This is a genomic window from Limosilactobacillus coleohominis (assembly GCF_016901675.1).
Classification (GTDB): domain Bacteria; phylum Bacillota; class Bacilli; order Lactobacillales; family Lactobacillaceae; genus Limosilactobacillus; species Limosilactobacillus intestinavium.
This window is the reverse complement of record NZ_JACJKU010000040.1, coordinates 1-15,279: the sequence shown is the minus strand read 5'-3', so window position 1 is coordinate 15,279 and position 15,279 is coordinate 1. Positions and strand designations below refer to the sequence as shown.

Here is a 15,279-nt window from a genome sequence, read left to right as displayed (position 1 = left end):
TTGTCGAAGCGGTTAAAAACTTAACTGCCGTGACAACGATAATTAATATACCAGTGACTATAGTGGGTTGTCAACAAAACTCAGCAAACTTTTTTAACTTTTTTGTAAAGCTGGACATTCGTAAATCAGTAAGTTTTAAAGTTCGATTTATCCAGATCGAAAACTACTTCTAATCGGAATTTATTCGTCTAAAAAGAATGTTGAAAATCATAAAGGCAATCATAAATTTCAATAGCTACTAAATCAATATTATCGAAAACTAAATCACGATCTGGATTGTACCGATCTACTACAAATTCACCACGATCCCTAAAATATGTCACCTTGCAAACCGGAACTCCATATTGAGCAAATTCACGGACCTGAAACTCTCTGCTGTTGTCCAACGTCATTGCATTTAGTCTGTTAATTATTTTTTGCAAATTAGAATGCATTTTAAAACTCCTTAAACAAAAAGAGTTTAGTGAACCTAAACTCCCATACTATTTTTGACTTTATCTGGTTTAACCATTAGTGCAAACATCCCGGCAAACATTCCAAAGTAATATGTCAGCACTCGCCATAGCAACATCGCTACTACCAACTTACTATGTGAACTTGTAAAAGCAGTAAAGAGGACCGCGAAACTGTATTCTGCACCACCAGTTCCTCCTGGGATTGGAAAAAGTGAAATGATCATAAAAATTAACGTATGTAAGCTCATCGCCATGATCAGATTCACTCCATGGATATTTAACGCTAATAAAATGAAATACGGAATAATGTAATATGCCAGTAATTGGAGGATAGTAACCCCAGCAACTTTAGCTAATTTTCCATATTCTGTTTTCATTTTGATACTTTCTTTATAAAAAGAATCCACCTTTTCATTTAATGAATACTTTATTTTGTCATAACGCTGCGGTTTAACAAACCACCTCACCGGCTTAATTACAATGTTCATCATCCGCTTAGTGAACCGGTACCAATACATGACCATGAGTAACGCAACAATTACACTCAAGTGAATAACAAAGCCGAACACGACCAGTAACGATAACACGTGCAGTTTTTCTTCAATATAGTGGAAACCAATTAATAAGCTAATGATGAAATTCACCACGATCATCGATTGGAACACCACAAACTTCATCAATAATACAGAACTAGCAATTCCGCCATCTACTCCTGATTGTAACATTGCCAGCAGTTGAGCGGGTTGTCCACCGGTTGAAAATGGTGTAATTCCATTAAAGAGTTGTTCAATCAGTGGCAGTCGTAATGCGTCCTTCCATGTAAAACTAGGATAACGGTTGCTCATGAAGATTTTAACAACTACCCCTTCAAGGCCAAGGTATAAGCAAATACAAATCACCGCTACCAAGAACCATCCCCAGTTCATGGTAGCTAAGTCACTACTAACCTCATGGAGATTAGTATTCCGCAACGAATAAGCAAAAATCCCACCACCAAGCAGGAGCATTAAGATCAGTACTAACCAATTCTTTCTCGACATATTACTTCTCCTTTGCCTGTGCAATATAGAACTGATGCCAAATCGTTGCCAAATGTTCTTTAGAATATCGTTGGGAAGCTTCAAGCGCCTTGTCCCGCAACTGCGCCAACCGGTCCGGGTTGTGAATAAGATCAGTCAATTTCTTATTCATAACACCAACATCCGCCGCCGGTTCATAATATCCCTCTATAATTGAATGGTATAAATCAAGGTCACGAAGCATTACCGGTGTACCACAAGAGAAAGCCTCCAATACCGACATTGGAAACAGTTCATTATATGAAGGTAGCAGAAATAAATCAGCAACGTTATTTAACTCAGCAATTTCTTGTCTCGAAACAATCCCCGGAAAGCGTAAATTAGCTGGCGGGTTATCTACCACTTGTTTGAGTTCTTTATAGCCATCCGTGATTGCACCAAAAGAAAAGCCACCAGCCCAGATGAACTGCACATCAGAATTAGCCTTAGCTAACCGAATGAAATCAGGAACCCCTTTCCGTTCCTGAACTTGGCCACTCCCTAAAACGACAAACTGATCGTCCGCAATATGCCATTTCTTACGTAGTTCATGCCGTCGTTTTGCAGTAACTGGATAAAAGTTATCGCTATCAACAAAGTTAGGGATGTATGAAATCTGCTCCTTTGGAATTCCATACGCCATCAACTTAGGGATAAAGGACGGGTTCACTACTACTAAATGGTCCATCCGTTTGTAAAACGCAATCACGTATCGATAGAAAATCCCCCGAAATGGTTGCGGAATTTTTAAACTGCCTTCCAAAGTTTCTGGTAAAAAATGAACGTAGCCAATTTTACGACCACGTTTCTTAGAAAATGTAGAAAAATAAAACGGCAGATCAATCGTATGGTAATGACTAATGTCACTCACCCTGCGTTTGTTAATGGCAATATCGAATTCATCGCTAAAGCGATTTTGCAGCATTTTGACTAGTTCAATGTAGGCACTGCCGACTCCTTGCCCCTTAACTTTGTCAGCTGATGAATACATCGTGATTTTTAGCATTAGAATCTCCTTGAATGATGAAACAAGTGTCGCCGGTGTTCTTGCTTCAATGCTTGTTCCTCAGCGACCCGCATTTGACAATCTTCGTAAAATTCAACGACTCTCCGACCAAAGACTTCTGCAGAAATATCGTGAAGTTTCTGTTCGCGCTTTACCTTAGCTTCTTCTACTGGTGGATTTTGAATATAATGCAAAATGCCCTTGACCAAATCAGCACGTTTTTGGAAACTCATTCCAATTCCCGGATCATCAATCAATTGATCGGTATATTCACTACGCCGCACAACGATTGGCACATCAGATGCCAAAGACTCATCATAAGTTAGACCTTGCGATTCAGAATCTGACGCTGACACAAAGACATCCGCAATTTGGTAATAATGAGGCACTTCATCGTTACTGATCTGCCCAGCAAACGTAACGTGGTCGCGCAGGTTCATTTCTCGAACCTGACGTTCTAGGGATTGCCGTGCCGGACCATCACCAACAATTAATAATTGGGCAGTTGGTTCCTTAGCTAAAACGTCCGGCATTGAAGCGATCAACTCTTGAATATTCTTTTCAAATGCCAGCCGACTTAATGATAGCAGCACAGGTGTGTCGCGATCATAACCATATTTCTGACGCATGGATAATTTTTGCTCAGGTGTGTCCTGCAAACGGTAGACCCGAAGATTAACCCCGGTAGGAATGACTCGAATTGGTGACTCTACATGATAGCTTTCCAAAGTGTCGAGGACCCGTTCACTAGGTGCAATCACCCCTGCCATGTTCTTTAAGTACAAATGTGCTAATCTGGCAACATCTTTAGGTTTCAATACCCGGCCGTTGGCAATGTAATGCAGGTAATCCTGGTACATTGTGTGGTAAGTGTGGATACAAGGAATCCCTAATTCCTTTGCCACCATTTTACCCATCACACCAAGCGAAAACTCCGTCTGATTGTGAACAATATCAAGATCCAGCTTTCGGGCAATGCGCAATACTTTTAGCCAGCCAGTAAATGCAATTCGTCGATCTTTAAAAGAAACAAACGGTACACTTGGGAAACGGTAAATCCCGTCTTCTGGAGAATCCGTTGCTCTGGGATCGGAAGATGTAAAAATATAAACATGGTGCCCTTGAGCAATCAATTCGTCACGTAAGGTCTTAATGGAAGTCGCAACCCCACTGACCTGCGGAAAATATGTATCTGTAAACAGTCCAATATTCAACCGAAATTCTCCTTTGCAGAGTTATTGATTCTTCGTACAACATATTCTCACTATTTTAAACGTTCTCGTATTATGTCGCAAGTTAAGTTGCTTAATAAAAAGGCCAAAATCTGTGATCTTGACCTTTTATTTTTCCTGGTATAAATCGGGAAGCGTCTTTTTAATTAACTGTTCGACTTCACTTGCGTTCTGCAGGCTGAGAGCCTTATGCAAAACCGGCTGTAATTGTCGCGCAGATAAACCACTAATTAAGTGTCGCAGTGACAGAACGTGATCAGCTGGTACCGAAAATTCGTCCAGTCCCATTGCTAATAATAACGGTTCTGCAACATGCAAAGCAGCCATTTCACCACAAAGGCTGACCCATTTACCTTCAGTATGCGCTTGCCGAATAACACGAAAAATTGATCTCAACATCGCCGGATGCAGTGGTTGATATAAGGACTTAGTATCATCATTAGTCCGGTCAGTTGCAAACAAGTATTGCACCAAATCATTTGATCCAATACTAAAGAAATCAGCGTATTGCGCCAGTTGATCAGCCATTGTAACGGCTGCTGGAGTTTCGACCATCATTCCGACTTGAATATCATCGGCCAAATCGTATCCTTGCTGTTTGAGATGGTCAATTTCTTGATCTACTATATCCCGTGCTTTCCTAAATTCAGCAACGGTTGTTACCATTGGAAACATAATAGCAACTTTTCCATATGCTGATGCACGAAGCAGAGCACGTAATTGTGGACGAAGCAGTTCTTCATGAGCTAAGCCTAACCGAATACCGCGCATGCCAAGTGCAGGATTTAACTGGTAATTATCCACCTCGAGATTATCAACCAGCTTGTCATTGCCAATGTCGAGTGTCCGTACCACGATCAGTTGGTCTGGCATCGCCGTAACTGCTTTTTTATATGCTTGGAATTGCCGCTCTTCACTTGCTAACTGAGCATCCTTCATGACCATAAACTCAGTCCGGAATAACCCGATTCCTTCAGCACCGCTATCAGCAACAGTACTGATCTCATCAGGTAGCGAAATATTAGCAGAAACCCGAATTCGTTGACCATCAGCACTCCGGGTTTCTTCATGCTTCAGCTTGCCAAGCAGGTTATTCCCACGCGCGTATTGAGCAGCCATCTTTTGATAGTCGTCAATTTCTTGTGGTGAAGGTTGCAAAATGACCTTACCATGAATCCCGTCGACAATTGCGACCATATCGTCATGAGCATACTTAGTAACTTCATGAGTCGCCACTACTCCGGGAATTGCTAGTTCTTCCGTTAATAATGAGAAATGTGAGGTAGCACCACCTAAGTCGGTCACAATTGCTGCCACCAATTGCCGGTCAAACCGTACAATCTGGGTAGGACTAATCGAATGGGCGATCACTACTGCCCGGTGATCAAGGTTTGCAGCATCCGGAATCGGCTTATGCAGTAAATGACTAAGCATCCGTTGTCCAAGATCGTTTACCGCATTATTCCAAAATGGGCTGCTTACCGCCACCGTTGACAACTTTTTTAACTGACTTACCAGTTGTTCAACAGTCCATTCAGCTGTCCACCGGTTTTCAATCAGCATGTCTTGTGCTAGTTGACGAATATTGGAATCATCAATAATCGTAATTAACGTTTGCACCGTTGCAATCGGGTGACCAAATTCTTCTTCCACCTGTTGGCCAATTTTCACTAAATCTTTCCTTGTTAAAGAAAAAGAATCATGAAGCCGTTTTGCCTCATGATCCTCATCATTAGCGGCCTTTGCAGGCGCAGTTAGACTGGATGCCCCCATGACATAGACTGGTGCAATGGTAACCCCTCCACCGGCAGCAATGCCATTAAGAGTATGGGACATATTAGTCAGCCAGTCCTTCCTTCTTCATTGTTTCATCGATAGCTGCGATGGCGTCCTTTTCGTCGTCACCTTCAGCTGAGATGGTAACTTCAGCGTTTTGACCAACACCGAGTGACATCACACCCATGATGGACTTCAAGTTAACACTCTTACCATTGTAAGTTAAGGTAATGTCTGAAGTGAACTTTGAAGCAGTTTGAACCAGGATGGTAGCAGGACGTGCGTGAATCCCAGTTTCAGCAATAATAGTGTAATCACGTTTTTCCATTATAATCATTCTCCTTCGAACAATAATTATTGAGGCAGCTAATCGATGCCTTACTTTGTTATATTATAGCGATTGTAAGCGGTAAATACAAGTTAAAATTATGATTCATGAGATCCCTTGGTCAGGTGATAATGAATCTCCCCACCATGCTTAGCGTCGCCTTCTATTTTTGAACGCGAGGGATAGGATTGAAAGACCTTTTGAAAATCCATAAATTGATCTGGTTTAATCACCAATTCATCGATGTCCCTGTTACATAATTGATCCAATTGAGTTTGATAATCATTTTCTGCCATCACATCATCCCCCATAACTTTTTCTACCATTATACATTATTTTGGTCAAACATTGGTCAAATTTAGCATTCATAGCTAAAGAGTGCTAAAATTTAGTTGGTTGGTTAGTGCCAAAAACGCCAACGATGGTTAATATATCAAGCATTACACCACTTTGAATTAATTCCGATTTATACTTGCTTTCTAAGAAAAAGTAAGTATAATGATAATCAATAGTCAAGAAAGGTCAAACTTTTTTGATAGGTATTTTAAGGAGGTATCGGATCGACATGCTATGTCAAAACTGTCACAAGAATCCTGCAACTATCCATTTACAAATGATGTTTAATGGACAAAAGATGCAAGTGGACCTCTGCCAAAATTGTTATGAAAAATTAAATCAAATGCAAGAAAATATGATGAATGGAGGAAATGGTATGAATAACGGTGGATTTGCCTTCGGTAATATGGAAGACTTTATGAACGCCTTAAATGGCATGCAAGGCCAAGCTGCTGGTGCAGCTGGTGCTGCTCAACGACAACGCCAGGGCGGCAACGGTAATGGCAAGGGCGGTATGTTATCCCAATTTGGTATTAACATGACCGACCTCGCGCGGCAAGGAAAAATTGACCCCGTCATTGGTCGTGATAAGGAAATCAAGCGCGTGGTTGAAATTTTGAACCGGCGGACCAAGAACAACCCCGTATTAATTGGTGAAGCCGGGGTTGGTAAGACGGCGGTTGTGGAAGGATTAGCCACAGCAATCGTTTCTGGTGATGTGCCAGAGAAGTTACAAAATAAGGAAATTATCCGTTTAGACGTGGTTTCCTTGGTTCAAGGAACTGGCATCCGGGGTCAGTTCGAACAACGGATGCAACAATTAATTAAGGAAGTTTCTAATAATCCTAACATCATCCTCTTCATTGACGAAATCCATGAAATTATGGGAGCCGGCAATGCTGAAGGTGGAATGGATGCAGGAAATGTTCTGAAGCCTGCCCTTGCCCGTGGTGACTTCCAATTAATTGGGGCCACAACTTTAAATGAGTACCGGAAGATTGAAAAAGATGGTGCCATGGCCCGGCGGTTCCAACAAGTACAAGTAGATGAACCTTCTGTTGACGAAACCATTCAAATCTTGAACGGTATTAAAGGTCGCTACCAAGATTATCACCACGTCAAGTACACTGACGACGCCATCGTCGCTGCGGCGAAGTTATCTGACCGGTACATCCAAGACCGGTTCTTACCTGACAAGGCAATTGACCTCTTAGATGAAGCTGGTTCACGAAAGAACTTAACATTAAAGAATGTGGATCCTGAAGCCATTGAAAATGAAATTCACACGGCTGAAGCTCACAAACAACAAGCGGTGGACAACCAAGATTATGAAAAGGCTGCCTTCTATCGTGACCAAGTGACCCGTCTGACTAAGGCTAAGAAAGAAGCCGAAGAAAACAAGGTTGAAGATGAAGCCACTGTTACTGTCAAGGACATGCAAAACATCGTCGAAGAGAAGACGAACATCCCTGTTGGCGACCTCCAAAAACAAGAAGAAAATCAACTGAAGGACTTAGACAAGAAGCTTGATCAACATGTCATTGGTCAAACTGAAGCGGTTGATAAGATTGCCCGCGCCATTCGGCGGAACCGGATTGGTTTAAACAAGTCCGGTCGTCCAATTGGTTCCTTCCTCTTTGTGGGACCAACTGGGGTTGGTAAGACCGAAACTGCTAAGCAATTAGCTAAGCAACTCTTTGGTTCTAAGGACGCTATGATTCGTTTTGACATGTCTGAATACATGGACAAGACTTCCACGTCTAAGTTAATCGGGGCTGCTCCTGGTTACGTTGGTTACGAAGAAGCTGGTCAGTTAACTGAACAAGTACGGCGTCACCCATACAGTTTGATTCTCTTGGACGAAGTAGAAAAGGCACACCCAGATGTTATGCACATGTTTCTTCAGATTTTGGATGACGGTCGTTTGACCGATTCACAAGGACGGACCGTTTCCTTTAAGGATACAATCATCATCATGACGTCTAACGCCGGTTCTGGCGATGCGGTTAACAGTGTTGGTTTTGGTGCTGAAGCATCAGGCAATACCACTTCTGTTTTGGACAAGTTAACTAACTACTTCAAGCCAGAATTCTTAAACCGGTTTGACGATATTGTCGAATTCAACGCCCTCACCAAGGATGATCTGATGAAGATCGTTGATTTGATGATTGACGATGTTAACAGTATGTTAGCTGACCGGAAATTACACATTGACGTTCCAGGAGATGTGGAAGAAAAGCTGGTTGAATTGGGCTACAATCCAAAGATGGGTGCTCGGCCACTTCGTCGGGTAATCCAAGAACAGATTGAAGACCGGATTGCGGACTACGTTTTGGATAACAGTGATGCTCATGACTTAGTTGCCAAAATGGATGGTGATCAAATCACGGTAGCAGCTAAGGATGCCTCCCCTGTTTCCTCAAACACGGAAAATGCCAACTAATTTAATTAAATAAAGAAACAAAAAAGCAGTTTAGATCAGAGATGATCCAAACTGTTTTTACTTTTTAAGATGATTTAGTAGCGGGATGGCAATTAGTGGTGTGACCGCTGCCGTTATAATTAGTTCAACGACACCATTAGTCGCCAAGATAGTGCCTAATGCTGCAGCTAATCCTGCCTGATTAGTATGATAACCGCTCGCTACCGCTGGGGTATTAGCAAATACTAATATACTACCAAGAACCAGCAACGTATTTGTTAGAGAAGCGGTTGCTCCGGCTACCGTTGCGGCCACCTTTTCACGCGACGACAATATTTTGAAAATGTAACCAGCAACCACCCCTACTAAAATTCGGGGCACCACCGCGATAAGAGGATTAGTAAAAATTAACGGTGCCAAGGCGCTACTTGGATAAACAAAGGCCCGGATCCACGTGAGAATTCCCCAAGTGGTCCCTGCAATTGCGCCTTCCAAGGGTCCCAAAAGGATGGCAATTGTGGCCACCGTAATCGGCAAAGTTGTAATCGAAAGTGGCCCAATTGGAACATTACCAATAAATGGTAACAAGTCTTGCAAGACGATTAAAACAATCAACAGTGTGCGCCTCGTCATAGTATGAATTTTTTGACGTTGTGGATTCATAATGAACTCCTTATTTTTGATGATGAAATTCTATCACATTTTATCCTAGTTTCCTACACTTCATTTAAGAATGAGAAGAATGCTCTCTTCACTATTGTAAAAGCGGTATACTGATGTTAATAAATACTAAATTAATGGAGCTGAAACTCATGAAAATCGCAAAAACAGGTCGCCCAATTTGGGTGTATTATCAAGACATTGACTCGGGAAGTAATTTGGAAGTACCCCAGCTAATTCGGGGTTACGAAAATGATGACTATACCATTATTAAGAAAGAATTACCTCAGTACAAATTCATCAAGTCTGAAGGAAAATTAGTTGGCAAATTCGATGGTAGTCAAGAAAACGTTCACCTTTTTTATCGTAAAAAGACTTGGGGAGAAATCGAAAACATCGATATGTACCTCTACATCAAACAACCGACTACCCAATTTAACCAAGTTGCTGGGATGCCAATTGATCAGAAACTCCCTGGCGATATGTATGTCCGCTCATTCGAACGGGTAGCAACGACCAACGGTGAATTTTGGTACGAAATTAACGCAGACCGGTGGATTAAGTTTGACGTTAATAGTATGCAAATTGTGCACCATGATCCGTTTGCCAAGCAGCCCGTCAAGGAAGGCCCCGTAACAGAATTAAGGGTTCTCCCTTTGAATAAGGTTAAGGCTACTGTGGATTACCTGAAAGGCGGTCACCTTTATACCTATGATTATCCATATGGGAAAGCGACCGGGACTGTTGCTAACGGTCAAGATTTGGTCTTAGTGGGACGAATGGAAGATGAAAACGGGGTTACCTGGTACCAAGATGAAAAGCGGGGCTTTATTAATGGGGCCTATGTGCATTTATTAGAACAAGGTGAGGACGAATAAGATGAGAATCGGTGTAATTGGAGCTGGCCATATGGGATCAGCAATGGTCAAGGGCTGGCTAAAAGCTGGTCAAAATGATATTGCCGTTATGAATCCAGAAAACCCACGGGTCACAAAGTTTTGTCAGCAACATCATCTAAGGCTCTTTAATGATGCCACAGCGATGATGAACTGGCACCCCGATAGTTTGGTATTGACCACCCCTGCCGCTGTTACCTTGGACGTGGTAAAACAATTTCAAGATATTTCGCCCCAGGTAACAATGATTTCAGCAGCTGCTGGCATTAGTTTAGCAAATCTACAGCAGACATTGCCTCACCACGCATGGATGCGGATAATTCCTAATATCCCCGTAGCAGTCAACGCTGGAACCATTGGCATGGCATTTAGCGACAACGCTAATCAGCTCAAAAAGAAGTTCTTCCCCTGATGAATTTACTGGGCAATGTCGTTGTCGTTACCGAGGAGCAATTGAATGTTGTCGGGACAATTGGCGGATGTGGTCCAGCTTTTATTGACATCATCATGGATGCGCTTGGTGATGCAGCTGTTAAACACGGTCTAAGCCGCGACAAGGCTTACCAGTTAGCTGCAAGCATGATTAACGGTTCTGGTAAGTTAGCATTAGATAGCAAGTTAAGCCCCTCCACATTACGTGATCAAGTCATTTCTCCAGGTGGCACCACCATCCGGGGAGTGGAAGCGTTAGAAAAACATGGCGTGCGGTTTGCAATCATGGATGCTGTGGATCAGGCTAGTGATAATTGAATTTAGATAGTAAAAGGTTAGGTAAGAGATCACGTTCTCTTACCTAACCTTTTTATGATTAATTAACATGTCTAAGTATCATTTTAGTAACTTAATGCTCCACGACTTGCTGGGTCATCACGCCAGTTCCAATCAAAGGTACCAAATGTAATATGAACATTCTTTTGGCCCGTCCAAGGATCATTGTAGTAGAATCCGCTACCGTCGAACCCGGTTAAGGTAATCGCATGAGTACCAAATCCATGCATATAAGCTTGCCATACAACCACCAAATGTCGATTAATTAATTGGTTTTTGATTTGAGCCAAGCTACATCCGGTCATGTTCCAGACTGTTCCGAGATATCGTTGAACCACTGATGCGATTCCACTTGGTGCTACCCAAAGTCCCGATCCATAATTACTGTATGGATTACCTACAAATCCGTAGTAAGGATTACTACTTCGTGGTGTTACATTTGCAACCTGTTCCTTAGAAACGTTAACACCAGCGTATTGAAGCATCATCGTGACAGCCGTCATTTCACACCCAGTAGGTAAATCCGGTCGTTGACATATATTAAGGGCATCATTTAGTACATAGTCAATTTGTTGACTATCATTTAAATGGTAAACAGCGTTCCCTTCTTTATACCATGAATGAATATGAAGAACTCCCGATTCATAATCAACATAATCTCCATTACCAGCAGGATCATTAGTATAACGATGAATAACCTTAATATTGTGATGATTAAAATTAGCATTATTAACTGTTAAGGTAAATCCCGCGTCATCACTGCCGGCAATCCATGGGTAGGCATTTTCAACATCTGGACGACTCATTCCATTAACTTGCCAGCGACCATATTCGCTACCATTATCAGCATCTACAATAATAATATACCGATACGTTTTGATTGTTGAGTTCATGGTTGCGTGCCATCCAGTTACCGTGAGTGAATTACTATTGATCGCAATAGTATCAAAGTTACCAGCATTAGTAGCATAGGTCTTTGTCCAAATATCAACGTGCTTTCCTTCACCACCAACTTGGTCACTAAAACGCAAAACGAATTGAAGATTCCCACTGATGTTAGTTGGCAAAGCAAAACTAACACTGTAACCACTATGTAAACTGTTATAAAGATTAGGATAAGCCTTAGCAACATCTGGACGGTCACTTAGTGTTACTGCCTGTCTAGCAACCTCCCGGCCGTTGATTAAGAAAATAATGTACGGATGATTCTTACCGACAGCGCCGTCACTGGCAAACCATCCGCTAATGTTAATTTGGCCATCTTTGGCGGAAAGGTTATCAATACTATAAGCAGTTTGGTCAAAAGTTTCATTGGGATACCAATAATCCGTATAATTACCATTACCACCATTGCCACTGGCCGAATTTGAATACCGACTTACTAACGAATAACTATGACCAGCAACCAAGTTTAACGATCCCATATCAACATTGAAGCGGGAATCTCCAGCCGTTCTGGTATCCGATCCATAGACTTTAGCAACATCTGCTGAACTTTGATTTTCAATCAGCTGTGAAGCAACCTGTTGTCCGGATGTATTGTCATAAACAATTAAAAAGTGATATGGTTCATAAATTGAGGCATCATTGGCATGCCATCCACTAACTTGTAAATGACCACTACTTAAATCCCAAGAATCCAAATTACCACGATTTTGTTTATGAACTGGTGCAAACCAATAATCAACAGTGTTTCCATTCCCTGCTGGGTCATCCGTCCAACGACTGATAAATTGAATATTATCGTTAGCATATTGACTGGTGAGCTTAAAGGTCGCGTTAAATCCACTCCAATCAGCATTTAAAATCACCGGATAAGCCTGAGCAACATCTGGCCGATTTACATAATTAACGAGTTGACGCGCGATTTCACAATTAGTGGTCTGATCATAGGCAATTACATAGTGATACTTCTTACCAAGTGCCTGGTTAGATGCATGCCAACCAGAAACGTGGATATTACCTTGTGCATCCGTTTCTAAGCCATCCAAGGAGGCACGATTTTCTTTGTTTAGTACAACTGGGCTAAACCAGTAATCTGTATGTTGACCTTCCCCGTTGATGGCATCCGTACTATAACGAGCTACTACACTTAATGAATGTCCCGCAATATTACTAGGCAATTTAAAGGTAACGTCAAAGCCAGACCACAAGCTGTTATCTACATGTGGATAAGCCTTCTGAACATCCGTCCTTTCAACAGGAGTAACCCGCTCACGATCGAGTTCACGGTTGGCTGTATTATCATATAAAATCGCGTAGCGATAACTCTGGTCATTACTTTGTCCACTGGCTTGCCATCCAGTCGCGTGCATGGTTAACTGACCCGTTTGTTGGTCAACTTGCATTTCATGACTATCTAAATTCCCGTAATTAGCTGCCGGGTTGTTGTTGTAAGTAGTAGTATCATTTGGTACTTGGTTACTAGAACTAGTTGTAACTGATGCTGATACTTGTTGTGGACTTATTTTGGCATCATCAATTACATTCTGCTCGTTACTGTCTAATTTTGTAATGACTGTCTGGTTTACCTGCGAATCATCCATCGTATCTGCATGAGCCGTTACCCTTCCCATTGTAGTAGCCATAAAAGCAATTGCCATACAGCACCATATTTTGCCACTTTTATAAAGTTTAAAGCGTCGCTTACTTTCCATAAAATTACTCCTCAATTTTATACATTATCGTGAAAAAAGAGACTTCATACTGGAGTCTCTTTTCTTTTTCCAATACATATTATAATACTATTTTTACAACATTTTGTATGGGCGGTAAATATACTGGTATGGATACCCGTCATAAGCCCAGTAACTATAATAATTATATTCTTGGACAGCATTCCCCATTCCGCGGACTCGCGCACATGTTGAAATACAATTTAGATTATTACCACTTCCCATAGTGGAAATGGTAACTGTGTGGCCAAAACTGCCTTCACTTCGTCCACGACGACCCCAGATTACTATATCTCCATATTGAACCTGAATCCGTCCGGTACCTTCCCCAACAAGATAGTAACCATTTTCCTGAATATATTCATGCATTGTTTCTGTGTCATAAAGATAGGCATATGGAATGCCGCCAGCATCACGGACTGCTTGCACTATTGAACCAGAACAATCAGCTGTCCCATCACTACCGTTTCTAGAACCAGCCATCGAATAAGTAATGCGACCTCGCCGTGAACGGAACCAATTAATGATATTTTCAATTCTCCCGGCAAAATACATTAGCCTGCCAGTTGCTGGATCAAAGTAATAATCACGACCGTTGATGGAAACTAGTCCTGTCATCCTCCGACCATCTGCACCAAAGTAAACCGCTTTGACCTGACCTGGAACAACTAAAAACTGGTTTTGGATTAATCTACTTGTTAAAGGATCAAAATAAAAAACTGCATTGTCCCAGTAATCAGTACTATGACCATTTCCTACTGGATCATCGGTATAGCGATGCATGAACTTTACTTCATGGCCAGCTAAGATTGAATAGTTAGTAATCTCAACATTTAGTCCTGAATTATTACTGTTAATAATCCATGGATAAGCACGCTGCACATCTGTACGTGACAAACCATCATTAGCAGATGATATTTGCCAGCGGGTAATCTCTTGATTAGTTTCTGCATCAATAGCAAAAAGATACTGATAAGGCTTTCTAGAATCTTCACTAGCATGCCATCCTGAAACAGTCAACCTACCATCTTTTGTCGTAACATTATCAATATTTCCTGCGTTAGCTACATATTTATTAGTCCAAATGTCCACATACTGACCTTCCCCATCACTTTGGTCGCTAAAACGTAAGACTAATTGTAAATTGTCTTTGATGCCAGTTGGTAAAGTAAAGGTAGTAACAAAACCACTTAGCCCACTCTTGTAAAGGGTTGGATATGCCTGTGCCACGTCATTACGTGGTGTTAAAACTACTTCATGACGGCCAACTTCCTGATTATCTGCTAATAAAATTACAAAAGCATGGGGCCTGCTAAGCGATTCATCATTAGCAAACCAACCATTCACCGTTAACTGATTACCGCTAGTAGACCAGCCATCAACATTGTAAGCTTGTTTTATCAGAGTAAATGACGGATACCAATAGTCAGTATGGTCACTGGTCCCATTATCTCCATTACCAGCATTAGTTGCAGAGTAACGACTAACTATGGAATAAGAATGACCAGGCAATAAATTGAGACCCTTTAATGTGATATTAAATCGTGATTGACCTGCTGACCTTGTATCCTTATAAACCTCTGCAACATCGGGTGATGAAATTGTCGTAACTCGTTGAGTAGCTACCTGTCTATTGGCTGTATTGTCAAAAACAATTAGGTAATGAT

Annotated in this window: 14 protein-coding genes; 4 read left to right on the top strand and 10 right to left on the bottom strand. The window is 41.6% G+C overall.

Annotated features, from left to right (window positions below):
- Positions 1 to 188: 188 nt before the first annotated feature.
- The 7 genes from H5975_RS04940 to H5975_RS04910 all read right to left on the bottom strand — a co-directional run bounded on the left by H5975_RS04940 (position 189) and on the right by H5975_RS04910 (position 6,151).
- On the bottom strand, positions 189 to 434 hold the full coding sequence (locus tag H5975_RS04940; protein ID WP_204785130.1) for a DUF1797 family protein: 246 nt from the start codon (positions 432 to 434) through the stop codon (positions 189 to 191).
- A gap of 35 nt (positions 435 to 469) precedes the next feature.
- Positions 470 to 1,495, bottom strand: coding sequence for a lysylphosphatidylglycerol synthase transmembrane domain-containing protein (locus tag H5975_RS04935; protein WP_204785129.1), 1,026 nt, complete (start codon positions 1,493 to 1,495; stop codon positions 470 to 472).
- A 1-nt stretch (position 1,496) separates the two neighbouring features.
- The gene (locus tag H5975_RS04930) at positions 1,497 to 2,519 is read right to left on the bottom strand and encodes a glycosyltransferase family 4 protein (RefSeq protein WP_204785128.1); all 1,023 of its coding nucleotides are present in this window, start codon (positions 2,517 to 2,519) and stop codon (positions 1,497 to 1,499) included.
- The gene (locus tag H5975_RS04925) at positions 2,519 to 3,733 is read right to left on the bottom strand and encodes a glycosyltransferase family 4 protein (RefSeq protein ID WP_204785127.1); all 1,215 of its coding nucleotides are present in this window, start codon (positions 3,731 to 3,733) and stop codon (positions 2,519 to 2,521) included. The genes H5975_RS04930 and H5975_RS04925 overlap by 1 nt, the downstream gene beginning before the upstream one ends.
- A gap of 126 nt (positions 3,734 to 3,859) precedes the next feature.
- Positions 3,860 to 5,587, bottom strand: a complete 1,728-nt coding sequence (gene ptsP, locus H5975_RS04920) for a phosphoenolpyruvate--protein phosphotransferase (protein ID WP_204785126.1) — start codon at positions 5,585 to 5,587, stop codon at positions 3,860 to 3,862.
- A 1-nt stretch (position 5,588) separates the two neighbouring features.
- Positions 5,589 to 5,855 carry a phosphocarrier protein HPr gene (locus H5975_RS04915; RefSeq protein ID WP_178659812.1) on the bottom strand — a complete coding sequence of 89 codons (267 nt, stop codon included), beginning with the start codon at positions 5,853 to 5,855 and terminating at the stop codon, positions 5,589 to 5,591.
- A 98-nt stretch (positions 5,856 to 5,953) separates the two neighbouring features.
- Entirely contained in the window at positions 5,954 to 6,151 is a 198-nt protein-coding gene (locus H5975_RS04910) for a hypothetical protein (RefSeq protein ID WP_204785125.1), read from the bottom strand.
- Positions 6,152 to 6,420: 269 nt separating this feature from the next.
- Between H5975_RS04910 and H5975_RS04905 the strand changes: the two genes are divergently transcribed.
- Entirely contained in the window at positions 6,421 to 8,634 is a 2,214-nt protein-coding gene (locus H5975_RS04905) for an ATP-dependent Clp protease ATP-binding subunit (protein WP_204785124.1), read from the top strand.
- A 57-nt stretch (positions 8,635 to 8,691) separates the two neighbouring features.
- Here H5975_RS04905 and H5975_RS04900 read toward each other — a convergent pair whose 3' ends face one another.
- A complete protein-coding gene (locus H5975_RS04900; protein ID WP_204785123.1) occupies positions 8,692 to 9,276 on the bottom strand; it encodes an ECF transporter S component in 585 nt (194 codons plus the stop codon).
- 149 nt (positions 9,277 to 9,425) lie between these two features.
- On the opposite strand from H5975_RS04900, the gene H5975_RS04895 reads away from it, so the two are divergent.
- The 3 genes from H5975_RS04895 to H5975_RS08740 are packed head-to-tail and all read left to right on the top strand — an operon-like array spanning position 9,426 to position 10,919.
- Positions 9,426 to 10,151, top strand: a complete 726-nt coding sequence (locus H5975_RS04895) for a MucBP domain-containing protein (protein ID WP_204785122.1) — start codon at positions 9,426 to 9,428, stop codon at positions 10,149 to 10,151.
- A gap of 1 nt (position 10,152) precedes the next feature.
- The gene (locus H5975_RS08745; RefSeq protein ID WP_239473147.1) at positions 10,153 to 10,581 is read left to right on the top strand and encodes a pyrroline-5-carboxylate reductase family protein; all 429 of its coding nucleotides are present in this window, start codon (positions 10,153 to 10,155) and stop codon (positions 10,579 to 10,581) included.
- Positions 10,581 to 10,919 carry a pyrroline-5-carboxylate reductase family protein gene (locus H5975_RS08740; protein WP_239473146.1) on the top strand — a complete coding sequence of 113 codons (339 nt, stop codon included), beginning with the start codon at positions 10,581 to 10,583 and terminating at the stop codon, positions 10,917 to 10,919. The genes H5975_RS08745 and H5975_RS08740 overlap by 1 nt, the downstream gene beginning before the upstream one ends.
- Positions 10,920 to 11,002: 83 nt before the next feature.
- Here H5975_RS08740 and H5975_RS04885 read toward each other — a convergent pair whose 3' ends face one another.
- Both H5975_RS04885 and H5975_RS04880 read right to left on the bottom strand, forming a co-directional pair.
- Positions 11,003 to 13,594 (bottom strand): C39 family peptidase, encoded by a 2,592-nt coding sequence (locus H5975_RS04885; RefSeq protein ID WP_204785121.1) that lies wholly within the window; start codon positions 13,592 to 13,594, stop codon positions 11,003 to 11,005.
- Positions 13,595 to 13,687: 93 nt separating this feature from the next.
- Positions 13,688 to 15,279, bottom strand: a 1,592-nt coding sequence (locus H5975_RS04880; protein ID WP_275086944.1) for a peptidoglycan amidohydrolase family protein, incomplete at its 5' end; no start/stop codon positions are given.